The sequence below is a fragment of the Vallicoccus soli genome, from assembly GCF_003594885.1.
Classification (GTDB): domain Bacteria; phylum Actinomycetota; class Actinomycetes; order Motilibacterales; family Motilibacteraceae; genus Vallicoccus; species Vallicoccus soli.
The window spans coordinates 86,334-110,518 of the sequence record NZ_QZEZ01000002.1 but is presented as its reverse complement, the minus strand read 5'-3'; the positions used below and the strand labels follow the sequence as shown (position 1 = coordinate 110,518).

Annotated in this window: 22 protein-coding genes; 21 read left to right on the top strand and 1 reads right to left on the bottom strand. The window is 76.1% G+C overall.

The annotated features are described in order from the left end of the window. Positions 1 to 11: 11 nt before the first annotated feature. From D5H78_RS05710 to nusB, 10 genes are all read left to right on the top strand, one after another. On the top strand, positions 12 to 761 hold the full coding sequence (locus D5H78_RS05710) for a hypothetical protein (RefSeq protein WP_119949483.1): 750 nt from the start codon (positions 12 to 14) through the stop codon (positions 759 to 761). Positions 762 to 819: 58 nt separating this feature from the next. After that, positions 820 to 3,159, top strand: a complete 2,340-nt coding sequence (locus D5H78_RS05705) for an Ig-like domain-containing domain (RefSeq protein ID WP_165865620.1) — start codon at positions 820 to 822, stop codon at positions 3,157 to 3,159. Positions 3,160 to 3,229: 70 nt separating this feature from the next. Further along, a complete protein-coding gene (gene aroC / locus D5H78_RS05700) occupies positions 3,230 to 4,411 on the top strand; it encodes a chorismate synthase (protein ID WP_119949481.1) in 1,182 nt (393 codons plus the stop codon). Further along, a complete protein-coding gene (locus D5H78_RS05695; RefSeq protein WP_119949480.1) occupies positions 4,411 to 4,920 on the top strand; it encodes a shikimate kinase in 510 nt (169 codons plus the stop codon). The genes aroC and D5H78_RS05695 overlap by 1 nt, the downstream gene beginning before the upstream one ends. After that, a complete protein-coding gene (gene aroB, locus D5H78_RS05690; protein ID WP_119949479.1) occupies positions 4,917 to 6,008 on the top strand; it encodes a 3-dehydroquinate synthase in 1,092 nt (363 codons plus the stop codon). Before D5H78_RS05695 ends, aroB begins: the two co-directional genes overlap by 4 nt. 212 nt (positions 6,009 to 6,220) lie before the next feature. Continuing rightward, positions 6,221 to 8,656 carry an immune inhibitor A domain-containing protein gene (locus D5H78_RS05685; protein WP_119949478.1) on the top strand — a complete coding sequence of 812 codons (2,436 nt, stop codon included), beginning with the start codon at positions 6,221 to 6,223 and terminating at the stop codon, positions 8,654 to 8,656. Positions 8,657 to 9,191: 535 nt separating this feature from the next. Then, positions 9,192 to 9,743: a DUF5818 domain-containing protein gene (locus tag D5H78_RS05680; protein ID WP_133412007.1), complete on the top strand. Its 552-nt coding sequence runs from the start codon at positions 9,192 to 9,194 to the stop codon at positions 9,741 to 9,743. Between the two features lie 19 nt (positions 9,744 to 9,762). Further along, positions 9,763 to 10,857 carry a M24 family metallopeptidase gene (locus D5H78_RS05675; protein ID WP_119949476.1) on the top strand — a complete coding sequence of 365 codons (1,095 nt, stop codon included), beginning with the start codon at positions 9,763 to 9,765 and terminating at the stop codon, positions 10,855 to 10,857. 52 nt (positions 10,858 to 10,909) lie between these two features. Continuing rightward, entirely contained in the window at positions 10,910 to 11,473 is a 564-nt protein-coding gene (gene efp / locus D5H78_RS05670; protein WP_119949475.1) for an elongation factor P, read from the top strand. Further along, positions 11,473 to 11,880 (top strand): transcription antitermination factor NusB, encoded by a 408-nt coding sequence (nusB, locus tag D5H78_RS05665; protein WP_119949474.1) that lies wholly within the window; start codon positions 11,473 to 11,475, stop codon positions 11,878 to 11,880. Before efp ends, nusB begins: the two co-directional genes overlap by 1 nt. Before the next feature lie 91 nt (positions 11,881 to 11,971). On the opposite strand, the gene bldD is transcribed toward nusB, so the two are convergent. Further along, positions 11,972 to 12,472, bottom strand: a complete 501-nt coding sequence (gene bldD / locus D5H78_RS05660; protein WP_119949473.1) for a transcriptional regulator BldD — start codon at positions 12,470 to 12,472, stop codon at positions 11,972 to 11,974. 279 nt (positions 12,473 to 12,751) lie between these two features. On the opposite strand from bldD, the gene pyrR reads away from it, so the two are divergent. The 11 genes from pyrR to gmk all read left to right on the top strand — a co-directional run bounded on the left by pyrR (position 12,752) and on the right by gmk (position 24,167). Further along, positions 12,752 to 13,333 carry a bifunctional pyr operon transcriptional regulator/uracil phosphoribosyltransferase PyrR gene (pyrR, locus tag D5H78_RS05655; protein WP_119949472.1) on the top strand — a complete coding sequence of 194 codons (582 nt, stop codon included), beginning with the start codon at positions 12,752 to 12,754 and terminating at the stop codon, positions 13,331 to 13,333. Then, positions 13,330 to 14,310, top strand: coding sequence for an aspartate carbamoyltransferase catalytic subunit (locus D5H78_RS05650; protein WP_119949471.1), 981 nt, complete (start codon positions 13,330 to 13,332; stop codon positions 14,308 to 14,310). The genes pyrR and D5H78_RS05650 overlap by 4 nt, the downstream gene beginning before the upstream one ends. After that, positions 14,307 to 15,593 carry a dihydroorotase gene (locus D5H78_RS05645; protein WP_119949470.1) on the top strand — a complete coding sequence of 429 codons (1,287 nt, stop codon included), beginning with the start codon at positions 14,307 to 14,309 and terminating at the stop codon, positions 15,591 to 15,593. The genes D5H78_RS05650 and D5H78_RS05645 overlap by 4 nt, the downstream gene beginning before the upstream one ends. Further along, positions 15,590 to 16,126, top strand: coding sequence for a PH-like domain-containing protein (locus tag D5H78_RS05640; protein WP_119949469.1), 537 nt, complete (start codon positions 15,590 to 15,592; stop codon positions 16,124 to 16,126). Before D5H78_RS05645 ends, D5H78_RS05640 begins: the two co-directional genes overlap by 4 nt. Further along, the gene (gene carA / locus D5H78_RS05635; protein ID WP_119949468.1) at positions 16,123 to 17,238 is read left to right on the top strand and encodes a glutamine-hydrolyzing carbamoyl-phosphate synthase small subunit; all 1,116 of its coding nucleotides are present in this window, start codon (positions 16,123 to 16,125) and stop codon (positions 17,236 to 17,238) included. The genes D5H78_RS05640 and carA overlap by 4 nt, the downstream gene beginning before the upstream one ends. Beyond that, entirely contained in the window at positions 17,235 to 20,534 is a 3,300-nt protein-coding gene (gene carB / locus D5H78_RS05630) for a carbamoyl-phosphate synthase large subunit (RefSeq protein WP_119949467.1), read from the top strand. The genes carA and carB overlap by 4 nt, the downstream gene beginning before the upstream one ends. Beyond that, a complete protein-coding gene (locus D5H78_RS05625) occupies positions 20,531 to 21,409 on the top strand; it encodes a dihydroorotate dehydrogenase electron transfer subunit (protein ID WP_119949466.1) in 879 nt (292 codons plus the stop codon). The genes carB and D5H78_RS05625 overlap by 4 nt, the downstream gene beginning before the upstream one ends. Before the next feature lie 26 nt (positions 21,410 to 21,435). Next, positions 21,436 to 22,383, top strand: coding sequence for a dihydroorotate dehydrogenase (locus tag D5H78_RS05620; RefSeq protein ID WP_119949896.1), 948 nt, complete (start codon positions 21,436 to 21,438; stop codon positions 22,381 to 22,383). Continuing rightward, positions 22,380 to 23,075, top strand: coding sequence for an orotidine-5'-phosphate decarboxylase (gene pyrF / locus D5H78_RS05615; RefSeq protein ID WP_119949465.1), 696 nt, complete (start codon positions 22,380 to 22,382; stop codon positions 23,073 to 23,075). Before D5H78_RS05620 ends, pyrF begins: the two co-directional genes overlap by 4 nt. A gap of 169 nt (positions 23,076 to 23,244) precedes the next feature. Next, the gene (gene mihF, locus D5H78_RS05610; protein WP_119949464.1) at positions 23,245 to 23,565 is read left to right on the top strand and encodes an integration host factor, actinobacterial type; all 321 of its coding nucleotides are present in this window, start codon (positions 23,245 to 23,247) and stop codon (positions 23,563 to 23,565) included. After that, positions 23,562 to 24,167 carry a guanylate kinase gene (gene gmk, locus D5H78_RS05605; RefSeq protein WP_119949463.1) on the top strand — a complete coding sequence of 202 codons (606 nt, stop codon included), beginning with the start codon at positions 23,562 to 23,564 and terminating at the stop codon, positions 24,165 to 24,167. The genes mihF and gmk overlap by 4 nt, the downstream gene beginning before the upstream one ends. Positions 24,168 to 24,185: the final 18 nt, after the last annotated feature.

The window sequence follows — 24,185 nt, the reverse complement described above, 5'->3', positions numbered from 1 at the left end:
GGACGGACGACATGACCCGCTCCGCGGCCGGCGACGCCGGCTCCAGGCGCCGCCTCATCGCGCTGTCCGTCGGCGCGACGACCGCCGGCGCCGTCGCCGCCTGCCTGCTCCTCCTCGGCGGTGCCGACGACGAGGGGACGGCCCTCGCGGTCGTCCCGGGGTCCGGGGCCGCGGCCGCGGCCACCCCCTCGCCCCGGCCCACGCCGACGGCCGAGGACGTGCTCCTCGTGGGCGTGCGCGACCCGTTCTCGGACCCGCGCGGCCCCGCGCCCGTCGCGGTGCCGACGGCGGACCCGACGCTCCCCGCGCCGGCGCCCTCGTGGACCTGGCCCGCGAGCACCCCGACCGCGACCTCGAGCCCCGCGCCGGCCGCGCCGAGCGCCACGGCGACCCCCACGCCGACCAGCAGCCCGACGGCGCGCCCGACGGCGCGCCCGACGGCCCGCCCGACGGCCCGCCCGACGACCCGCCCGACGACCCGGCCGACGACGCGCCCGACGACCCGGCCGACGACCGAGCCGTCGCCGGCCCCGACCGCGACGACCGCGCCGGCCCCGCGCCGCGTGCTGCTCACGGTCGGCAGCGTCCTCGTGGACCGCGAGCAGGTCCGGCTCTACCTCGACGGCGTCGAGCACCACGTGGACGTCGCGGACGCGGTCGCCGGCCTCGAGGTGCTCCGGGTGACCGAGGGCTGCGCCACCTTCCGCTACCGCTCCGGCGAGCCCTTCGACCAGTGCTCCGGCACCTCGCGCCGGCTCTGAGCCCCCACCCCACGACCCGCAGGACCCGGCGCGCAGGGCGCGGACCAGGAGGAACCACGTGAAGAACGAGCGACGCGGCGCGCTGCTGCGCGCCGCCGCCGCGACCGCCGCGGCGGCGCTCGCGGCCGGCCTCGCCCCGGCCGGGGCGCTCCCGGCCGCGGCCGCCGCGCCGCCGGCCCCCGCCGTCATCGCCCCGACGAGCGCCGACGGGCAGGTCCGCGACGTGGAGCTGGCGTGGTCGCCGGTCGCCGGGGCGACGGCGTACCAGGTGCAGGTCAGCGACACCGGCCTCTGGGGCGCGGGGACGTACACGGCGACCACCGGCGTCCCCCGCTTCGCCGCGCCCGTCACGCTGCCGCACGGGGACCTCGTGTGGCGGGTCCGCGCGCTCGAGGGCGACGAGCGGGGGGCCTGGAGCGCGGCGACCGAGTTCACGCGCGGTTGGGACGCCATGCCGCAGGACCCGCAGACCCACCTCGACGCGAACGGGGTGCTGCCCGCGGTCTCCTGGGCCCCCGTCCCGGGTGCCTCCTTCTACGAGGTCGAGTACAGCCGGGTGCCGTTCGACGCCCTCGACGAGGCCGACGCGCCCCAGGAGGGCACGTTGGACCACTTCACCTGCTACACCTCCCACACCTGGCTCGCGCCCTACGGCGTCTCGATCGGGCAGGCCCTGGAGGACCCCCCGGGTGGCGAGGAGGCGTGCGCGTTCGTCGTCAACTCCGGCGAGGAGGCCGACCCCGACGCCGGCCCGTCCTCGCCGTTCGAGATGGGCGGTTCGTTCGTCTGGGACACGCAGTACTTCTGGCGCGTCCGGGCCCGGGACGGGGCCGTGGACGACCGCGCGAGCATCGCGGACGGGAGCGCCGCGTGCACCGGGGTCTGGGTCGAGTCCGGGGCCGTGGTCGAGTCGGACGGCAAGGTGACCGTGCCGGTCGGGATGGACCCGCCGGAGTACGCGCCGACGCCCGACTGCTCCCGGTGGGTCGACGGCGGCAGCTTCACTCCCACGGTGCCGGACGGGTGGCGTGACGAGCCGACCGTCCCCACGGGGCTGCGCGTCGAGCCTGCAGCGGAGCCCACGAGCTCGCCCGCCTCCGCGAGCGACACCCCCCTGTTCCGGTGGGACCCCGTGCCCGGTGCCTTGAAGTACCGCGTGAGCCTGGGGCGGTCCGCGGACCTGCGCGACCCGGTGCACGTGTGGGAGACCCACGCGACCGGGATGCTCCCGCTGGGTGCGCTGCCGGACAAGGACCTGCGCACCTACTGGACCGTGCAGGCCTGCAACGGCAACGCGCGGTGCAGCCCCCCGGCACCCGTCCGCTCCTTCACCAAGCGCGCCACGTCGACCACGACCGTGGTCAGGGGCGCGGTGGACGACCGCTACCGCCTCGGCACCCTGCGCTGGTCCGTGCAGGGCGGCGCGCCGGCGGCGGCCGGGCAGCTGGTGGGCCCGGCGCCGCAGGCCAAGGGCTACGAGGTCCAGGTCCTGCGGGCGGGCGAGGTCGCGGCTGCCGAGCGGGCGGAGCGGCCGCCGGTCGTCGCGCTCTCGGCGCGCACCGACGGCGTCGGCGACGCGGCCCGCGAGCTGCGCTGGACCTTCGACAGCAGCGAGCTGGCGCAGGGGCAGTACGAGTGGCGGGTGCGGGCGCTCCCCGAGGTCGGCGAGCCGCTGGCCTGGAGCGCGCCCGGCCCGCTCGACGTGGGCGCCCCGGTGCTGACCCTCGCCGCGCGCAGCGGCTTCGAGCCCGGCGCGCCGGTCGCCGTCACCGCGTCCGAGGCCGTCACGGGCGTCGACGGCACGTCGGTGCAGGTGGTCGTGGCCGCCTCGGGGGAGCCCGTGAGGGGCACCCTCAGGCCGACGGCGGCCGGGCGGGCCTGGACCTTCACCCCGGACGGCGGCTGGGTCGCGGGGCAGGCGTACGCGCTGCGCGTCGGCACCGCCGTCGTCGACCTCGCGGGCAAGCGCGCGAGCGCGGCGGCCGGCACGGTGACGGCGGGCCTCCAGGTGGACAGCGCGAGCGGCGCGCTGCAGCTCGGCAGCGCCGGCGGCGCCTGGACGACCGTCCCGGCCTCCGACGCGGTGGGCAAGTCGTTCCTGCGGACCAGCGCGAAGGCGCCGCTGGGGACGCCCTCCTACGCCCAGGCGCGGTTCCGCGGCACCGGCGTGGACGTGCTCGCGTGCCGCGGCCCGAGGGCCGGCGTGCTGCGGGTCCTCCTCGACGGGCGGACGGCGGCGACGGTCGACCTCTACCAATCGTACAGCTCGTGCGGGCGGGTCTGGCGCAGCCCCGCCATGACCGACGGGCCGCACGCCGTGCGCCTGCAGCCCACCGGCACCCGCAACGCCCGCTCGACCGGGCGCCTGCTCGACGTCGACGCGGTGGTCGCGCGCTGAGCGGCTGACGGGCCGTCCGCACGGCGGACGAGGGCGGGGCCGTGCGGACCGCCGTGGGAGACTGGCGCCCATGCTGCGCTGGTTGACCGCGGGGGAGTCGCACGGCCCCGCCCTCGTCGCGATCCTCGAGGGCCTCCCCGCGGGGGTCCGCACCTCGATGCACGACGTCGCGTCCGCCCTGGCCCGGCGCCGGCTCGGCGCCGGGCGCGGGGCGCGGATGTCGTTCGAGAAGGACGAGGTCGAGTTCCTCGGCGGCGTGCGGCACGGCCTCACCCAGGGCGGGCCGGTCGCGATCCGCGTGGGCAACACCGAGTGGCCCAAGTGGGAGCAGGTCATGGCGGCCGACCCGGTCGACGAGGAGGTCCTCGCCGGGCTCGCCCGCAACGCCCCGCTCACCCGCCCCCGCCCCGGGCACGCCGACCTCGTCGGCATGCAGAAGTACGGCTTCGACGAGGCCCGGCCGGTCCTCGAGCGGGCCAGCGCCCGCGAGACCGCCGCGCGCGTCGCGCTGGGCAGCGTGGCGCAGGCGTTCCTCGAGCAGGCCGCGGGCGTGCGCGTGCTCAGCCACGTCGTCGCGCTCGGCGAGGCCGACGCCCCCGACGGCGTCGTCCCGCTCCCCGAGGACCTCGCGCGGGTCGACGCCGACCCGGTGCGCTGCCTCGACCCCGCCGCCGCGGCGGCGATGCTCGAGGAGGTCGAGCGGGCCCACAAGGACGGCGACACGCTCGGCGGCGTCGTCGAGGTGCTCGCGTACGGCCTGCCGCCCGGCCTGGGCAGCCACGTCCACTGGGACCGCCGGCTCGACTCGCGCCTCGCCGGCGCCCTCATGGGCATCCAGGCGATCAAGGGCGTCGAGGTCGGCGACGGCTTCCGCACGGCGCGGCGCCGCGGCTCCGAGGCGCACGACGAGATCGAGCGCGGCGAGGACGGCGTCCTGCGCCGGCGCACCGGGCGCGCGGGCGGCACCGAGGGCGGCATGTCCACGGGCGAGCCGCTGCGCGTGCGCGCGGCGATGAAGCCGATCGCCACCGTGCCGCGGGCCCTGGCCACCGTCGACGTGCAGACCGGCGAGGCCGCGAAGGCGCACCACCAGCGCTCCGACGTCTGCGCGGTCCCCGCGGCGGGCGTCGTCGCCGAGGCCATGGTCGCGCTCGTGCTCGCCGACGCGCTGCTGGAGAAGTCCGGCGGCGACTCGGTCGCGGAGACGGCCCGCAACGTGCGGTCGTACCTCGACGCGCTGCCCGACTTCTGATGGCGCCGCGCGCCGTCCTCGTCGGCCCGCCCGGGGCTGGCAAGACCACCGTCGGCCGGCTGCTCGCCGAGCGGCTGGGCTGCGCCTTCCGCGACACCGACGAGGACGTCGAGGCCGCGGCAGGGCGCAGCGTGGCCGACGTCTTCGTCGAGGACGGCGAGGCGCGGTTCCGCGAGCTCGAGCGGGCGGCCGTGGCGGGCGCCCTCGTCGGGCACGACGGCGTGCTCGCCCTGGGCGGCGGCGCCGTGCTCGACCCGGGCACGCGCGCGGACCTCGCCGGGCACCGCGTCGCGTTCCTGGACGTCGGCATCGCCGACGCCGCGCCGCGGATCGGGTTCGGCGCGGCCCGCCCGCTGCTCGTCGGCAACCCGCGGGCGCAGTGGACCAGGCTCATGCAGGCCCGGCGCCCGCTCTACGAGGAGGTCGCGACCGTGACCGTGCAGACCGGCGGCGTGGACGCCGACGAGGTGGCCCGCCGCGTCGCGGCGGCCCTGGGGGAGGGCTCGTGAGCGGCGCGACGCGGATCACCGTCGGGGGGGAGCGGCCGTACGACGTCGTGGTCGGCACCGGGCTGCTCGGCGAGCTGCCGGCGCTGCTCGGCCCGGCGGTCCGGCGGGTCGCGGTGGTCCACCCGCGGGCGCTCGCCGCCACCGGCGAGGCGGTGCGCGAGGACCTCGTGGCCCAGGGCTACGAGGCGATCGCCCTGGAGACGCCCGACGCGGAGGAGGCGAAGACCGCCCAGGTGGCCGCCTTCTGCTGGGGCGTGCTGGGGCAGGCCGGCTTCACCCGCAGCGACGCGGTCGTCGGCGTCGGCGGCGGGGCGACGACCGACCTCGCCGGCTTCGTCGCCGCGACCTGGCTGCGCGGGGTGAGGGTCGTGCACGTGCCGACCACGCTGCTCGGCATGGTCGACGCCGCGGTCGGCGGCAAGACCGGCATCAACACCGCCGAGGGCAAGAACCTCGTCGGCGCCTTCCACGAGCCCGCCGGGGTGCTCTGCGACCTCGCGACGCTGGAGAGCCTCCCGCGAAACGACCTGGTCAGCGGGCTCGCCGAGGTGGTCAAGGTCGGCTTCACCAGCGACCCGCGCATCCTCGAGCTCGTCGAGGCCGACCCGGCCGAGGCGTCCCGCGCCGACGGCCCCGTGCTGCGCGAGCTCGTGGAGCGGGCCGTCGCGGTCAAGGCACGCGTCGTGGCCGCCGACCTGCGCGAGTCCGCGGCCGACGGGCTCGGGCGCGAGGTGCTCAACTACGGCCACACCCTGGGGCACGCCGTGGAGAAGGTGGAGCGCTACCGGTGGCGCCACGGCGCCGCCGTGTCCGTCGGGCTCGTCTTCGCCGCCGAGCTCGCCCGCCTCGCGGGCCGGCTGCCCGACGCGGTCGCCGACCGGCACCGCACGGTCCTCGCCTCGCTCGGGCTGCCCACGACGTACGCGGGCGGGCCCTGGCCGCGGCTTCTCGAGGCGATGAAGGTCGACAAGAAGGCCCGGGGCGACCTGCTGCGGTTCGTGGTGCTCGAGGACCTCGCGCGCCCGGCGCGCCTCGAGGGCCCCGACCCCGCGCTGCTCGCCGCCGCCTTCGGCGAGCTCGCGCCGTAGCGCGCCCGCAGCCCGCCCGGATCGTCCCGTCGTGTCCCGGGACGTCCCCCGCGCGCCCGGCGGCGCGGCCGGTTCCCCGGTTTGCCGAACCGTTACGGGACGAACCCTCGCATCCGGTGCCCGGAGCACCTAGGGTCCGCCGGGTGGGGCTCGCACCGGGCGTCAGGCCGGCGCTGCGCCCCGCCACCCTGTCAGGACTACCAGGAGGCGCTGTGCGCAAGATCTCTGCCGGGCTCGTGAGCCTGGCGCTGGCGTCGGGGACGGGGGTGGCGCTGGGGACCCCCGCCGCCACCGCCGCACCCTCCGTGGGCGGGGCCGTGACCGCGGCCGGCGCAGCGGGGGCCCGCGTCGAGGACGAGCTCCCCAACGCGCTCGAGGACAAGCGGCGCGCGCTGCGCGAGGCAGGCCTCACCAAGGTGCTCAACGGCGAGGCGCGCCCGGAGAAGCGCGGCTCCAGCACCGTCGTGAAGGTCGGCGAGGGCAACGCCTCGTCCGTCGCCTCCGCGGGCGGCCGCGCGACCGCCAAGGCCGCCAAGGCCAAGGGCCAGGGCGAGGTCGACCAGTACGTCGAGCTCTCGCGCGAGAAGACGGACAAGGTCTTCGTCATCCTCGCCGAGTTCGGCAACCAGCGGCACCCGGACTTCCCGGACGTGGACACCGACCCCGACACGCCGGGGCCGACGACCTTCGACGGCCCGCTGCACAACAGCATCCCGCAGCCGGACCGCTCGCAGGACAACTCCACGCCCTGGCAGGAGGACTTCGACCGCGAGTACTACCAGGACCTGTACTTCGGCGAGGGCGACGGCGTCGAGTCCCTCAAGACGTACTACGAGCGGCAGTCCTCCGGGCGCTACAGCGTCGACGGCACCGTCAGCGACTGGGTGAAGGTCCCCTACAACGAGGCGCGCTACGGCCGCGAGGACGCGACCACCTGGAACCTCATCCAGGACGCGCTCGCCGCGTGGGTCAAGGACCAGCGGGCGCAGGGCCGCACCGCGGCGCAGATCAAGGCGGACATCGCCGAGTACGACCAGTGGGACCGGTACGACCACGACGGCGACGGCGACTTCGACGAGCCCGACGGCTACATCGACCACTTCCAGATCATCCACGCGGGCGGCGACGAGGCCGACGGGGACCCGTACCAGGGCGAGGACGCGATCTGGTCGCACCGCTGGTACGCGTTCAACACCGACGCGGGGATCACCGGCCCGGCGACGAACAAGCTCGGCGGCACGCAGATCGGGCGCACCGGCGTCTGGGTCGGCGACTACACGATCCAGGCCGAGAACGGCGGGCTCAGCACCGTCGCGCACGAGTACGGCCACGACCTGGGCCTGCCGGACCACTACGACACCTCGGGGCCGGGCTCGGCCAACGAGAACGGCGTCAACTGGTGGACGCTCATGGCGCAGAGCCGCGTCAGCGCCCCCGGCGACCAGGCCATCGGCACCCGCGCGCCCGACCTCGGCGCCTGGGACAAGCTCCAGCTCGGCTGGCTCGACTACGAGGTCGTGCCCGCCGGCCGCAAGCGCGTCGTCGACCTCGGCCCGCACGAGTACAACAGCGCCAAGGCGCAGGGCATCGTCGTCCCGCTGCCCAAGAAGGAGGTCACCCGCGAGCTCGGCGAGCCGGCCAGCGGCGAGAGCTTCTTCTGGTCCGGCCAGGGCGACGACCTGTCCAACACGATGACCCGCGAGCTCGACCTCACCGGCGCGACCACCGCGTCGATGTCGCTCAAGGCGCGCTTCGACATCGAGGGCAACGAGGAGGACGGCTACTACGACTACCTCTACGCCCAGGCCTCCTTCGACGGCGGCGAGAACTGGACCTCGCTCGACGGCACCGTCGACGGCGTGCCGTTCATCCGCGACGCGTCCGGCCAGCCGGCCATCTCCAACACCTCGGGCGGCGAGTGGCTCGACGTGGTCGTGCCCATGGACGCGGCCGCGGGCCAGACCCCGCTGTTCCGCTTCCTCTACCGCACCGACGGCGGCGTCGCGCCCGTCGGCTTCTTCGCCGACGACATCGTCGTGACGAAGGACGGCGAGACCGTGCTCGAGGACGGGGCCGAGGAGGGCGGCGAGGGCTGGACCCTCGACGGCTTCACGGTCACCACCGGCACCGAGGTCGACCAGTACGACAACTACTACATCGCCTCGCACCGGACCTACGTCTCGTACGACCGCTACCTGCAGTCCGGCCCGTACAACTTCGGCTGGGCGAGCACCCGGCCGGACTGGGTCGAGCACTTCCCGTACGAGGACGGCCTGCTCGTCTCCTACTGGGACACCTCCCAGGCGGACAACAACACGAGCCAGCACCCGGGCGAGGGGCTCATCCTGCCGGTGGACGCGCACCCGCAGCCGTTCTACAACCTGCAGGGCCAGCCGTGGCGCCCGCGCATCAACGGGTACGACGCCCCGTTCTCGCTCGACCGCCCGGCGTCCTTCACGCTCCACCTCAACGGGCAGCCGAGCTGGATCCGCGGCCAGGCCGCGCAGCCGGTCTTCGACGACCGCCGCTCGTACTGGTCCGAGGAGCAGCCGACCGCCAGCGTGAAGGTGCCGAACGCCGGCGTGCGCATGCAGGTCGTCCAGCAGAACGGCACGTCGATGCGGGTGCGGATCACCAGCACCAAGTGACGCGCTGAGCACGACCGGGCCCCGCGGGGACCGGGCGACGGGCCGGGGAGCAGCCGCTCCCCGGCCCGTCGTGCATCCGGGGGCGGGCGACGTCGCGCCTGCCCACCCGGGCGCCCGCTGCGTCCGCCGCGTCCGCCGGGGCTGCGCGCAGCGCGTGCCCGGTCCGCGCGCACGACGGTGCCGCGGGAGCGGCGCGTCCGGCCGGGACGGCTGCGACACGCCGTCCGCAGGGTGCGCGGACCGGACAGGGGGCGCCGCCGGTACGCACCGCCCGCCCTCCGGGAGGTGGTCCGCGCAGCGCACCACCGGCGCGGCGACGACGGACCGCGGGCGGGACCGTGCCCGGTTCGCGCACACCGCCGTGGCCGGGGAGCGGCGTGTCGGGCCGGGACGGCCGCGGCACGCCGACCGCTGGGTGCGCACTTCGGGCACGGGCGCAGCCCGCGCCCGCACACCGGCCTGCGAGGGCAGGGGGCGGCGCGAGCCGGGGCGGACCGGGTGGAACCGGACGGGGTCCGGCTGCGTCGGAGCGGGCATGGGAGCGGTGCGGAGGAAGGTACGGGTGCGGGCGGCGGCGGTGGCCGGGCTCGTCCTGCTGGGAGGTGCGGTGGCGGGCTGCGGCGAGCAGGGCGGTGGCGCGCAGGGCGGCGGGCCGGGGGCCGTCCCGACGGGCGGCGCCCTCGGCGCCTCGACCCCGGCGACGCCCCCCGGCGACGGCGGCCCTGCCGCGACCGGCACCCCCGCCGGCACCCCCGCCGGCACCCCCGCCACGACCCCGACCCCGACCCCGCCGCCGCCGCTGTCGAGCACGAGCCCTCCGGTGCTCGCGCGCCCGTCCGGGCCGCCCAAGGCGCCGACGGACGTGCCGACGGCGCGCACGATCACCGGCACCGTCCGCGAGGGCGTCGAGCCGGGCTGCCTCGAGCTCGTCGCGGACGACGGCGGCTCCTGGGTGCTGCCGGAGCGGCTGCGCGGGGCGGTGGAGGTCGGGGCGCGGGTGCGGGTGCAGGGCACCCCCTCGCCGCAACTGGTGAGCCCCTGCGCGGGGACGGTGCTGTCCGTGTCCTCCTGGGCGCCGGCCGGCTGAGCGCGGCTAGGGTCGCGGGGTGCACCCGCGACGCCCCCAGCCCGCACCGCCCGAGGCGCTCGCCGCGCGCCGCGACCGAGTTCGGGCCGCGCTGCCCGGGCTGGGCGCCGACGCGGCGCTGGTGACGCGCCTGGTCGACGTGCGCTACCTCACCGGCTTCACCGGGTCGAACGGGGCGCTGCTCGTGGGCGCCGGGCGCGACGTGCTGGCCACCGACGGCCGCTACCGCACGCAGGCCGCCGAGGAGGCGCCGGGCGTCGAGCTGCTCGTGCAGCGGGCCGTCGCCCTCGCCCTCGCCCGCGAGGCGGCGCGCGGGGGACGGGTCCGGGTGGCGGTCGACGAGCAGCACGTGACCGTGGCCCTGCACCGCGAGCTCGCCGGGACCGGCGTCGACCTCGTCGCCCTGGGCCCGCTCGTGCAGGGGCTGCGCTCGGTCAAGGACGAGCACGAGCTGGCGCTGCTGCGCGCGGCGTGCGCCATCAGCACGCAGGCGCTCGAGCAGCTGCTGCCGACGGTGGCGCCGGGGCGCTCGGAGCGCGACATCGCCCTCGACCTCGAGTCCCGCATGCTGGCCCTCGGCGCCGAGGCGGTGGGCTTCCCCTCGATCGTCGCGACGGGGCCGCACTCGGCCGTCCCGCACCACCGGCCCACGGACCGGCAGGTCGCGCGCGGCGACCTGCTCAAGATCGACTTCGGCGCCCGCTACGGCGGCTACCACGCCGACTGCACCCGTACGGTGGTCCTCGGCGAGCCGGCCGCCTGGCAGCGCGACCTGCACGCCCTCGTGCACGAGGCGCAGCGCGCGGGGCGCGAGGCCCTGGCCCCGGGCGTGCCCGTCGCGGACGTCGACCGCGCCGCGCGCCGGGTCGTCGAGGAGGCCGGGCACGGCGAGGACTTCCCGCACGGGCTCGGGCACGGGGTCGGCCTGGAGATCCACGAGGCGCCGATGATGGGGTACGACGCGGAGGCTAGACTGGCCGACCGCACGCCGGTCACCGTCGAGCCCGGGGTCTACCTCGCAGGGCGCGGCGGCGTCCGCATCGAGGACACGCTCGTGGTCGGTGCGACGACCGAGCTGCTCACCGCCACGACCCGCGAGCTGCTCGTCCTCTGACGGAGCCGGCTCGCCCCCGAACCGCTACCGACCGCGCAGGAGACCGCCACCCGTGGCCACCACCAACGACCTCAAGAACGGCCTCGTCCTCAACATCGACGGCCAGCTCTGGTCCGTCGTCGAGTTCCAGCACGTCAAGCCCGGCAAGGGCGGCGCCTTCGTGCGCACCAAGCTGAAGAACGTGCTCTCGGGCAAGGTCGTCGACCGCACCTTCAACGCCGGCGTGAAGGTCGAGACCGCCACGGTCGACAAGCGCGACATGCAGTACCTCTACCCGGACGGCGACGACTTCGTGTTCATGGACATGGAGTCGTTCGACCAGATGCACGTCCCCGCGGCCACGGTCGGCTCGGCCAAGGACTACATGCTGGAGAACCAGGACGCGGTCGTGGCGATCCACGAGGGCACGCCGCTCTACATCGAGCTGCCCGCCGCCGTGGAGCTGGAGATCCAGTACACCGAGCCGGGCATGCAGGGCGACCGCTCCACCGGCGGCACCAAGCCGGCGACGCTGGAGACCGGGGCGGAGATCCAGGTCCCGCTGTTCATCACCACCGGCGAGAAGGTCAAGGTCGACACCCGCTCGGGCGACTACCTCGGGCGCGTGACCAGCTAGTGCCGGCCCGGAGCAAGGCGCGCAAGCGCGCGCTGGACGTGCTCTTCGAGGCCGAGGCGCAGGGCGTGGCGCCGTCGGTGGCGCTCGCGCGCCGCGTCGACGCCGCCGACCCGCCGGTGAACGACTACACGGTGACCCTCGTCGAGGGGGTCACCGCGCACCGCGAGCGCATCGACGAGCTGCTCGCGACGTACGCGCGGGGGTGGACCCTCGAGCGCATGCCGGCGGTGGACCGCAACGTGCTGCGCCTGGGGGCGTACGAGCTCCTCGTCGGCGACGTGCCGGCCGAGGTCGTGCTCGACGAGGCCACGAGCCTCGTCGCGGAGCTGTCCACGGACGAGTCGCCGGACTTCGTCCACGGCCTGCTGGGCCGCCTGCGCGACCTGGGGCTCACGCTCGCCCCGTGAGGCGCGGCCCCGCCGGCGCGTCCACACGGGCCGGTTGAGGGCCCGGGACGAGCACGGGGCGGGGGACCGACGTCCCCCGCCCCGCGGCGCGTCAGCGGTCGATGCTCTCCACGGCGCGGCGCGCCTCCGGGTTGAGCACGCCCCAGCCGATGAGCTGCTCGGTGAGCACGCTCGGCGACTCGTCGTAGATCACCGCGAGGGTGCGCAGGTCGTCCTGGCGGATCGAGAGCACGCGGCCGTTGTAGTCGCCGCGCTGCGCCTGGATCGTCGCGGCGTAGCGGGCCAGCGGCCCAGCCTTCTCCGACGGCACGGCGGCGAGCTTCTCGAGGTCGAGCACGAGCCGCGGCGGCGGCTCGGCGGCGGCCATGGGGCTGCTGTCGGGCAGCAGCTCGGCCACGGGCACGCCGTAGAAGTCGGCGAGCTCGGCGAGCTTCTGCACGGTGACGGCGCGGTCGCCGCGCTCGTACGAGCCGACGACGACGGCCTTCCACCGCGACTGGGACTTCTCCTCGACGCCGTGCAGGGACAGGCCCTGCTGGGTGCGGATGGAGCGGAGCTTGAGCCCGAGGGCCTTCGCGTACTCGGTGGACACGGGTGACCCCCCGGTCGATGGGCGGCGGACCGGCCCCTCGCCGGTCCGGTGACCGGCTGTCATGCCTGTCACCGGGAGTGACATTACGGAGGGTCACGTGCGGATGCAAGCGTTTCGCCGATTCTCACGGACCGTGCTCAGCAGGGGCTCGACGAGCACGCTCTGCTCCGTACGGGGGGACGGTGCGCGTGCGCGGCGCGTCCGCCGGGCCCTGTAGGGTCGACGCGCACGACGTCCTTTAACGACCCGTCCCGAGAGGCGGGGAAGGAGGTCCACCCCGTGACGTCCGCCAGCGCCGCGGCACCGCCGCCGCCCGAGCGCCCCGTCCTCGAGCCGGACGAGATCTCCCGGGCCCTCACGCGCATCGCCCACCAGGTCGCCGAGCGCAACAAGGGCACCGACGGGCTCGTCCTGCTCGGCGTCCCCTCGCGCGGGGTCCCCCTGGCCCGCCGGCTCGCCGAGCGCCTCGAGCAGGTCGAGGGCACCCCCGTCCCGGCCGGCAGCCTCGACATCACCCTGCACCGCGACGACCTGCGCCTGCGCCCCGCCCGGGCGCTCGAGCGCACCGAGATCCCGCCGGGCGGGGTCGACGGGCGCACCGTGGTCCTCGTCGACGACGTGCTCTTCTCCGGGCGCACCGTCCGCGCGGCGCTCGACGCGCTCGCCGACGTCGGGCGCCCCCGCGCGGTCCAGCTCGCCGTCCTCGTCGACCGGGGGCACCGCGAGCTGCCGATCCGGGCGGACTACGTCGGCAAGAACCTGCCGACCTCGCTGCGCGAGGAGGTCCGCGTGCTCCTCGAGGAGCTCGACGGCGAGGACCGCGTGCTCATCCGCCAGGGCGCAGCGGGGGCCGGCGCGTGAGGCGGCACCTGCTGAGCACCCAGGACCTCGCGTACGACGACGCGCTGCTCGTCCTCGACACCGCCGCCGAGCTCGCCCGCGTGGCCGACCGCCCGGTGCGCAAGCTGCCGACGCTGCGCGGGCGCACCGTGGTGAACCTCTTCTTCGAGGACTCCACCCGCACCCGCATCTCCTTCGAGGCCGCCGCCAAGCGGCTCTCCGCCGACGTCATCAACTTCTCGGCCAAGGGCTCGAGCGTGTCCAAGGGCGAGAGCCTCAAGGACACCGCCCTGACCCTGGAGGCCATGGGCGCGGACGCGGTCGTCGTGCGGCACCAGGCCTCGGGCGCGCCGCACCGGCTCGCGCACTCGGGCTGGATCCGCGGCGCGGTGGTCAACGCCGGCGACGGCACCCACGAGCACCCGACCCAGGCGCTCCTCGACGCGTACACGCTGCGCCACCACCTCGCCGGCGGCCGCGGCGACCTGGCCGGGCGCCGGGTCACGGTCGTCGGCGACGTGCTGCACAGCCGGGTCGCGCGCAGCAACGTGCACCTGCTGCACACCCTGGGGGCTGAGGTCGTCCTCGTCGCGCCGCCGACCCTGCTGCCGCTGGGGGTCGAGGGCTGGCCGTGCGAGACGTCCTACGACCTCGACGCGGTGCTGCCCAAGACCGACGCGGTGATGATGCTGCGGGTGCAGCGCGAGCGCATGAGCACTGCCGGCGGCGGCTACTTCCCGAGCGCGCGCGAGTACTCCCGCCGCTACGGCCTCGACGCGGCGCGCCTGGCCGCGCTGCCGGAGCACGCGCTCGTCATGCACCCCGGGCCCATGAACCGGGGCCTGGAGATCAGCGCCGAGGCCGCGGACTCGCCCCGCTCCACCATCGTCGAGCAGGTGGCGAACGGCGTCAGCGTGCGCATGGCCGTGCTCTACCTGCTCCTCGGGGGCAGCGAGCCGGCGATCGGGACCGACGACACCAGCGGGGGAGCGGCATGAGCGAGCGCGTCTACCGGGGGGCCCGGCCGCTGGGCGGCGAGCCGGCGGACCTCCTCGTGCGCGGCGAGGTCCTGGCCGAGGTGGGCCCGGCCGGCACCCTCTCCGGCGCCGAGGTCGTCGACGTGGACGGGCTGGTCGCGCTGCCGGGCCTGGTCGACCTGCACACCCACCTGCGCGAGCCGGGCCGCGAGGACGCCGAGACCGTCGAGAGCGGCACCGCCGCGGCCGCGCTCGGCGGCTACACCGCGGTGCACGCCATGGCCAACACCGACCCGGTCGCCGACACCGCGGGCGTGGTGGAGCAGGTCTGGCGCCTCGGGCGCGAGGCCGGGCACTGCGACGTGGCGCCGGTCGGCGCCGTGACCGTCGGGCTGGCGGGCGAGCGGCTCGCCGAGCTCGGCGCCATGGCCGACTCCCGCGCCCGGGTCCGGGTGTTCAGCGACGACGGCCGGTGCGTGTCCGACGCGGTGCTCATGCGCCGGGCGCTGGAGTACGTCCGCGCCTTCGACGGCGTGGTCGCCCAGCACGCGCAGGAGCCGCGGCTCACCGAGGGCGCGCAGATGAACGAGGGCGCCGTCTCCGGTGCGCTCGGCTTGCCCGGCTGGCCGGCGGTCGCCGAGGAGGCCGTCATCGCGCGCGACGTCCTGCTCGCCGCCCACGTCGGCAGCCGCCTGCACGTCTGCCACCTGTCCACGGCGGGCTCGGTGGAGATCGTGCGCTGGGCCAAGTCCAAGGGCTGGGACGTCACCGCGGAGGTCACGCCCCACCACCTGCTGCTCACCGACGAGCTGGCGGCGACGTACGACCCGACGTACAAGGTCAACCCGCCGCTGCGCACCGCCGAGGACGTGCGGGCGCTGCGCGAGGCCGTCGCCGACGGGACGGTGGACTGCGTCGCCACCGACCACGCCCCGCACCCGGTCGAGGACAAGGACTGCGAGTGGGCCGCGGGTGCCATGGGGATGCTCGGCCTCGAGACCGCCCTGTCCGTGGTGCAGGAGGCGCTCGTGGACACCGGGCTGCTCGACTGGGCCGGCGTCGCGGACCGCATGTCGGTGCGCCCGGCGCGGATCGGCCGGCTCGAGGGGCACGGCGCGCCGCTCGCCGCCGGCTCGCCCGCGAACGTCGCCTTCGTCGACCCGGCGGCGCGCTGGACCGTGGTGCCGGGCGAGCTGGCCTCGCGCAGCCGGAACACGCCCTACGCCGGGCGCACCCTGCCGGGGCGGGTCGTCACCACCCTGCTGCGCGGGCGGCCGACCGTCGAGCACGGGAAGCTCGCGTGATCCTGCTCGCCGCCGAGCAGCAGGAGGTCACGCGCCTGCCCGAGCGGCTGGCGTGGACCGGGCTCACCCTGCTCGTGGTCGTCGGCATCGTGCTGCTGGCGTGGCGGGGCTGGCGGCGCCGGGCCGCCGCGCAGGGCGACGTGCCGCCGCTGCCGGAGGCGCCGGACGACCTCGGCGACGGCCTGGTGAGCGCCGAGGGGACGTACGTCGTCACGACGACCGAGGGCGACTGGCTCGACCGGATCGTCGTGCACGGCCTGGGCGTGCGCAGCGCCGCGATCCTCACGGTCGCGGAGCGGGGCGTGCTGTTCGAGCGCGAGGGCGCGCCGGACGTGTGGGTGCCGGCCGCCGCGATGCGCGGCGTCCGGCTCGAACGGGGGATGGCGGGCAAGTTCGTGGAGGAAGGGGGCCTGGTGGTCATCACGTGGCAGCACGGGGAACGCAGTCTGGACAGCGGTTTCCGCAACCGTCGGGCCGAGGACCGCGACGCGATCGTCGCGGCCGTGCAGCGGATCGCGGGGGAGCGGCGGTGAGCCCGGCGCAGCAGGCCCTGCTCGTCCTGGAGGACGGGCGCGCGTTCCGCGGCGACGCGTACGGCGCGGTGGGCGAGACGTTCGGCGAGGCCGTGTTCTGCACGGCCATGACCGGCTACCAGGAGACGCTGACCGACCCCTCGTACAAGGGGCAGGTCGTCGTCATGACGGCCCCGCAGATCGGCAACACCGGCGTCAACGACGAGGACCCCGAGTCCCGGCGCATCTGGGTCGAGGGCTACGTGGTGCGCGACCCCGCGCGCCGGCCGTCGAGCTGGCGCGCGCAGCGCTCGCTCGACGAGGAGCTCGCCGCGCACGGGGTGGTCGGCATCAGCGGCATCGACACCCGCGCGCTGACCCGCCACCTGCGCGAGCGGGGCGCGATGCGCGTCGGCGTCTCCTCGGTCGAGGAGGACCCCGCCGCGCTGCTGGAGCGCGTGCTCGCCAGCCCCGGCATGGCCGGTGCCGACCTCACCGCGCAGGTGACCACGCCGGAGGCGTACGTCGTGCCGGCGCAGGGCGAGAAGCGCTTCACCGTGGCCGCGATCGACCTCGGCATCAAGCGGATGACCCCGCACCGGATGGCCGAGCGCGGGGTCGAGGTCCACGTGCTGCCCGCCACGACGAGCCCGCAGGAGCTGCTCGCGGTCGGCGCGGACGGCGTCTTCCTCAGCAACGGGCCGGGCGACCCGGCGACCGCCGACCACGCCGTGGGGCTCGTGCGGGCCTCCCTCGGCGCCGAGGTGCCGACGTTCGGCATCTGCTTCGGCAACCAGGTCCTCGGCCGGGCCCTCGGCTTCGGCACCTACAAGCTCCGGTACGGCCACCGCGGCGTGAACCAGCCGGTGCAGGACCGCCGCACCGGCAAGGTCGAGGTGACGTCGCACAACCACGGGTTCGCGGTCGACGCACCCAGCGAGGGGACCGCGCAGACGCCCTTCGGGCGGGCCGAGGTGTCGCACGTCAACCTCAACGACGACGTCGTCGAGGGGCTGCGCTGCCTCGACGTCCCGGCCTTCTCGGTGCAGTACCACCCGGAGGCCGCGGCCGGGCCGCACGACGCGGCGTACCTGTTCGACCGCTTCCTCGACCTCATGGAGAGCCGCAAGTGAGCCGCCGCGAGGACCTGTCCAGCGTCCTGGTCATCGGCTCCGGGCCGATCGTCATCGGCCAGGCCGCCGAGTTCGACTACTCCGGCACCCAGGCCTGCCGCGTGCTGCGCGAGGAGGGGCTGCGGGTCGTCCTCGTCAACAGCAACCCCGCGACGATCATGACGGACCCCGACGTGGCCGACGCGACGTACGTCGAGCCGATCACGCCCGAGGTCGTCGAGAAGATCATCGCCAGGGAGCGGCCCGACGCCCTGCTCGCCACCCTCGGCGGGCAGACCGCGCTCAACACCGCCATGGCGCTGCACGCGGCCGGGGTGCTCGAGCGCTACGGCGTCGAGCTCATCGGCGCCAACGTCGACGCCATCGAGGCCGGCGAGGACCGCGAGCGGTTCAAGGGCGTCGTCGAGCGGGTCGGCGCGGAGTCCGCGCGCTCGGCCGTCTGCCACTCCATCGACGACTGCCTCGGGGCCGTGCAGGACCTCGGCTACCCCGTCGTCGTGCGCCCCTCGTTCACCATGGGCGGGCTCGGCTCGGGCATGGCGTACGACGAGACCGACCTGCGCCGCATCGCCGGCGCGGGGCTGCACCACAGCCCCACCACCGAGGTGCTCCTCGAGGAGTCGATCCTCGGCTGGAAGGAGTACGAGCTCGAGCTCATGCGCGACCGCAACGACAACGTCGTGGTCGTGTGCTCCATCGAGAACCTCGACCCGATGGGCGTGCACACCGGCGACTCGATCACGGTCGCGCCGGCGATGACGCTCACCGACCGCGAGTACCAGCGGATGCGCGACGTCGCCATCGGCGTCATCCGCGAGGTCGGCGTGGACACCGGCGGCTGCAACATCCAGTTCGCCGTCGAGCCGTCGACCGGGCGCATGGTCGTCATCGAGATGAACCCGCGCGTCTCGCGCTCCAGCGCGCTCGCGTCCAAGGCGACCGGCTTCCCCATCGCGAAGATCGCCGCGCGCCTGGCCGTCGGCCACACGCTCGACGAGATCCGCAACGACATCACCCGCGAGACGCCGGCCTCGTTCGAGCCGACCCTCGACTACGTCGTGGTGAAGGTGCCGCGGTTCGCCTTCGAGAAGTTCCCGGCGGCCGACCCGACCCTCACCACCCACATGAAGAGCGTCGGGGAGGCGATGGCCATCGGCCGCAGCTTCCCCGAGGCGCTGCAGAAGGCCCTGCGCTCGCTGGAGAAGCGGGGCGCGGCGCTGCACTGGGACGGCGAGCCCGGCGACCCCGCGGAGCTGCTGCGCCGTGCGTCGCGCCCCCACGACGGGCGCATCGTCGACGTGCAGCAGGCGCTGCGCGCGGGCGCGAGCCCGGAGGAGGTCCACGAGGCCACCGGCATCGACCCGTGGTTCGTGGACCAGCTGCTGCTGCTCGAGGAGGTCGCCGCGGAGGTCCGCGAGGCCCCCGAGCTGACCGCCGCGGTGCTGCGCCGGGCGAAGCGGCACGGCTTCTCCGACGCGCAGGTCGCCGCCCTGCGCGGGCTGACCGAGGAGGTCGTGCGCGGGGTGCGGCACGCGCTCGGGGTGCGGCCGGTCTTCAAGACCGTCGACACCTGCGCGGCGGAGTTCGCGGCCGTCACGCCGTACCACTACTCGTCCTACGACGAGGAGGACGAGGTCGAGCCGTCGACCCGGCGCAAGGTCGTCATCCTCGGCAGCGGCCCGAACCGCATCGGGCAGGGCGTGGAGTTCGACTACTCGTGCGTGCACGCGTCCTTCGCGCTGCGCGACGCCGGCTACGAGACCGTCATGGTCAACTGCAACCCCGAGACCGTCTCCACCGACTACGACACCTCGGACCGGCTCTACTTCGAGCCGCTCACGCTCGAGGACGTGCTCGAGGTGGTGCACGCCGAGCAGCGCTCGGGCGAGGTCGTCGGGGTCGTCGTGCAGCTCGGCGGGCAGACCCCGCTGGGCCTGGCCCAGGGGCTCAAGGACGCCGGCGTGCCGGTGGTCGGCACCCCGCCGGAGGCGATCCACCTCGCCGAGGACCGGGGCGCGTTCGGCGAGGTGCTCGCCGACGCCGGGCTGCCCGCGCCGCGGCACGGCACGGCGACCTCGTACGCCGGCGCCCGCCGGATCGCCGAGGAGATCGGCTACCCGGTGCTCGTGCGCCCGTCGTACGTGCTCGGCGGGCGCGGCATGCAGATCGTCTACGCGGAGGAGCAGCTGCGCGACTACATGGCCACCGCCACGGAGGTCTCGCCCGAGCGGCCGGTGCTCGTCGACCGGTTCCTCGACGACGCCGTCGAGATCGACGTCGACGCGCTCTACGACGGGCACGAGCTCTACCTCGGCGGCGTCATGGAGCACATCGAGGAGGCGGGCGTGCACTCCGGCGACTCCGCCTGCGTGCTGCCGCCGGTGACCCTCGGGCGCGACGAGGTGGAGCAGGTGCGCCGCTCCACCGAGGCGATCGCCCGCGGGGTCGGGGTGCGCGGCCTGCTCAACGTGCAGTTCGCGCTGGCCGGCGACGTCATCTACGTGCTCGAGGCCAACCCGCGCGCCTCGCGCACGGCGCCGTTCGTGTCGAAGGCGACGGCGGTGCCGATGGCCAAGGCCGCGGCCCGGGTCATGCTCGGCGCCACCATCGCCGAGCTGCGCGCCGAGGGCCTGCTGCCCGCGCACGGGGACGGCGGCGCCCTGCCGGCCGACGCACCGGTGTCGGTGAAGGAGGCCGTGCTGCCCTTCCACCGCTTCCGCACGGTCGAGGGCCAGGGCGTCGACGCGCTGCTCGGGCCGGAGATGCGCTCGACCGGCGAGGTCATGGGCATCGACGAGACGTTCGGCGAGGCGTTCGCCAAGTCGCAGACGGCGGCGTACGGCGGCCTGCCCACCAAGGGGACCGTCTTCGTGTCGGTGGCCAACCGCGACAAGCGCTCCATGGTGTTCCCGGTCAAGCGGCTCGCGGACCTCGGCTTCGAGATCGCCGCGACCGAGGGGACCGCGGAGGTGCTGCGCCGCAACGGCGTGCGGGCCACCGTGCTGCGCAAGCACTCGCAGGGCCGGGGCCCGGCGGGCGAGCCGACGGTCGTCGAGCGCATCCTCGACGGCGCGGTCGACATGGTCGTCAACACCCCGACCGGCCAGACGGCCCGCGCCGACGGGTACGAGATCCGCGCCGCCGCGGTCTCGATGAACCGGCCGATCATCACCACCGTGCAGGAGCTCGCCGCGGCGGTGCAGGGCATCGAGGCCATGCGCGGCGACCTCGGGGTCCGCTCGCTGCAGGAGCACGGCGCGCGGGTGCGCGCCGCGCTCGAGGCGGTGCGCCCGTGAGCGGCGGCCGGCCCGTGCAGGTGCGCGCCGAGGTGCTCACCCTGCGCCCGGTCGGCGACTACCTGTCGCTGACGCTCGTCGCGCCGGGCGTGGCCGACGACGTGCGGCCGGGGCACTTCGTGGCGCTCGCGGTCGGCGGCGAGCAGAGCAGCATGCTGCTGCGCCGCAGCTTCTCGGTCTACCGCGCCACCCCGGGTGGGCGGTACGGCGGCACCGTCGAGGTCGTCTTCGCCCCGCACGGCGCCGGCACCCGGTGGCTGGCCGGCGTGCGCCCGGGCGACGCCGTGGACGTCGTCGGCCCGCTCGGGCGCCCGTTCGCGCTGCCCGCCGCGTCGTCCGGGGCGGCCAGCTGCCTGCTCGTCGGCGGCGGGTACGGCGCCGCGCCCCTCGTCGCCCTCGCCGAGCAGCTGCGCGAGCGCCGCTGCCGCGTCGACGTCGTGCTCGGCGCGGCGAGCGCGGGCCGCCTCTTCGGGGTGACCCAGGTCCGCCGGTACGCCTCCTCGGTCAGCGTGACGACCGAGGACGGGTCGCAGGGCGAGCGGGGCCGCGTCACCGACGTGCTCCCCGACGTCATGCGCCGCGGCGGGACGCAGGCGGTCTACGCCTGCGGCCCCATGGGGATGCTCGCCGCGGTCACCGCCGCGGCCACCCGCGCCGGCGCGGTGGCGCAGACCGCGGTCGAGGAGGCCATGGCCTGCGGCATCGGCGTGTGCATGACCTGCGTGCTGCCGGTGGTCGGCGCCGACGGCACGACCCGCATGGTCCGCTCCTGCACCGAGGGCCCGGTGTTCCGCGGCGACCGGGTGCGCTGGGCCGACGTCGGCACCGTCCCCGAGGGCACCCTCGGCGCCCCCGTCGCAGGAGGTCACCGGTGAGCCTGCTCGAGCCGTCCGCGGTCGACATGACCGCCCCCCTGGCCAGCGTCGACCTGCCGGCCCCGGTGCTCACCGCCTCCGGGTGCGCGGCCGCGGGCCGCGAGCTGGACCCCTTCCTCGACCTCACCGAGCTCGGTGCCGTCGTCACGAAGTCGATCATGCTCGAGCCGCGGTCGGGCCGCGCGACCCCGCGCATGGCCGAGACCCCCAGCGGGATGCTCAACTCCATCGGCCTGCAGGGCCCGGGCGTCGCGTCGTTCCTCGCCCACGACCTGCCGTGGCTGCGCGAGCGGGGCGCCCGGGCCGTGGTGTCCGTCGCGGGCGGCAGCGTCGACGAGTACGCCGCCCTGGCCGAGCGGGTCGGCGGCGAGGAGGGCGTCACCGCCCTCGAGGTCAACATCTCCTGCCCCAACGTCGAGTCCCGGGGGCAGGTCTTCGCCTGCGACCCGGCGGCCGCGGCGTCGGTGCTCTCGGCGGTGCGCCGGCGGACGCCCGCGCGGGTGCCGGTGCTCGCCAAGCTCTCGCCCGACGTCACCGACATCGTCGAGGTCGCGAGGGCCTGCGTCGACGCGGGCGCCGACGGGCTCAGCATGATCAACACGCTGCTCGGCATGGTCATCGACACCGACACGCTGCGCCCGGCGCTCGCCGGCGTCACCGGCGGGCTCTCCGGTCCGGCCGTGCGCCCGGTCGCCGTGCGCTGCGTGTGGCAGGTGCGCGCCGCGCTGCCGGACGTGCCCATCCTCGGCATGGGCGGGGTCCGCACGGGCCTGGACGCCCTGCAGCTCGTCCTCGCCGGCGCCGACGCGGTGTCGGTGGGCACCGCGACGTTCAACGACCCGTCCGCCCCGCTGCGGGTGCAGCGCGAGCTGCGCCAGGCGCTGGCCGAGCGCGGCTTCGCCCGCTTCACCGACGCCGTCGGCGCCGCCCACCACCAGCTGCCGCGCCGGCGCGCCGAGGGGGTGCCCGCGTGAGCGCCCCCGTGGCCCCCGTCGCCGTCGCCCTCGACGCGCCCGACCTGGCGACGGCGGTGCGGTGGGCCCGCGCCGTCGGTCCCCACGTGAGCACGGTCAAGGTGGGCCTCGAGCTCTTCCTGCGCCACGGGCACGAGGCCGTGACGGCCTGCCGCGAGGCCAGCGGCGGGCGCGCGGTGTTCCTCGACCTCAAGCTCCACGACATCCCCAACACCGTCGCCGGTGCCGCGCGGGCGGTGGCGGAGCTCGAGCCGGCGTACCTCACCGTCCACGCGAGCGGGGGACCGGCGATGGTCGCGGCGGCGGCCGGGGCCCTGCCGCGCACCCGCGTCGTCGCGGTCACGGTGCTCACCTCGCTGGGGGAGGACGACCTCGCGCGGGTGGGGCTCGCCGGCCCGGCGCTCGACGCGGCCGTGCGCCTGGCCGTGCTCAGCGTGCGCGCCGGGGCCCGGGCGATCGTCTGCTCCCCGCGGGAGGTCGCGGCGGTGCGCGCCGCCGTCCCGGCCGGGACCACCCTCATCACGCCCGGCGTGCGCCCGGCGGGCGCGGCCGCCGGCGACCAGCAGCGCGTCGCCACCCCCGAGCAGGCGCTCGCCGACGGCGCCGACCTGCTCGTGGTCGGCCGCCCCCTGACCGGTGCGGACGACCCGGGCGCCGCCGCCGCGGCGCTCGCGGCGTCGCTGGCCCCGTGACGCCCCGCGGGGGCGGCGGGGCGGCGGGCCGCGTCACCGCAGGTCGCCCCGCGGTGACCTGCGTTGCTCCGCGCGGGGGTGACTCGCTAGGTTCCTCGGACACCGCTGGAGACCGCCGGCGGACCCCGCACGAGACCCGTACCGCCCCCGACACGACCGAGGTGACCGCGTGGCACTGCCGCCCCTGACCCCCGAGCAGCGCGCGGCGGCGCTGGAGAAGGCCGCGGCCGCGCGGCGCGAGCGGGCCGAGGTCAAGAACCGGCTCAAGCACTCCGGCGCGTCGCTGAGCGAGGTCCTGCAGGAGGGCCAGACCAACGAGGTCATCGGGAAGATGAAGGTCTCGGCGGTCCTGGAGTCGCTGCCCGGCGTCGGCAAGGTGCGCGCGGCCAAGCTCATGGAGGACCTCGGCATCTCCGAGAGCCGCCGCGTGCGCGGCCTCGGGGCGAACCAGCTCGCGGCCCTGCAGCGGGAGTTCGGCGGGGGTGCCTGATCCCCTCCGGCACCCCTGAGCAGCCCGCCGCCCGGCGCCTGCTCGTCCTGTCCGGCCCCTCCGGGGTGGGCAAGAGCACGGTGGTGCGCGAGCTGCGCCGGCACCACCCGGCCGTGTGGGTCTCGGTCTCGGCCACGACCCGGTTCCCGCGCCCCGGGGAGGTCGACGGCGTGCACTACTCCTTCGTCGACGACGCCGGGTTCGACCGGCTCGTGGCCGACGGCGAGCTGCTCGAGCACGCCGAGTTCGCGGGGAAGCGCTACGGCACGCCGCGCCGGCCGGTCGTGGAGCGGCTCGCCGCCGGCGTGCCGGTCCTGCTCGAGATCGACCTGCAGGGTGCGCGGCAGGTGCGCGAGCGGATGCCCGAGGCGCGGCTCGTCTTCCTCGCGCCGCCTTCGTGGGACGAGCTGGTGCGCCGGCTCGTCGGGCGCGGCACGGAGGCGCCGGACGTGGTGGAGCGGCGCCTCGCCGCGGCGCGCACCGAGCTGGCGGCCGAGCCCGAGTTCGACCTCACGCTCGTCAACACGAGCGTCCAGGAGGTCTGCGACCGGCTGGTAGCCTTGCTCGAGATCCCTGCCCGGTCGCCGGCCCCCGAGGCCTGAGCGCGGGCGGGCCGTCCC

Bases quoted from the DNA above. Each gene is read 5' to 3' on its own strand.
- D5H78_RS05695 (WP_119949480.1), top strand. From the start codon at position 4,411: ATGGCGCCGCGCGCCGTCCTCGTCGGCCCGCCCGGGGCTGGCAAGACC.
- D5H78_RS05710 (WP_119949483.1), top strand. From the start codon at position 12: ATGACCCGCTCCGCGGCCGGCGACGCCGGCTCCAGGCGCCGCCTCATC.
- D5H78_RS05620 (WP_119949896.1), top strand. From the start codon at position 21,436: ATGACCGCCCCCCTGGCCAGCGTCGACCTGCCGGCCCCGGTGCTCACC.
- D5H78_RS05645 (WP_119949470.1), top strand. From the start codon at position 14,307: ATGAGCGAGCGCGTCTACCGGGGGGCCCGGCCGCTGGGCGGCGAGCCG.
- aroC (WP_119949481.1), top strand. From the start codon at position 3,230: ATGCTGCGCTGGTTGACCGCGGGGGAGTCGCACGGCCCCGCCCTCGTC.
- D5H78_RS05680 (WP_133412007.1), top strand. From the start codon at position 9,192: ATGGGAGCGGTGCGGAGGAAGGTACGGGTGCGGGCGGCGGCGGTGGCC.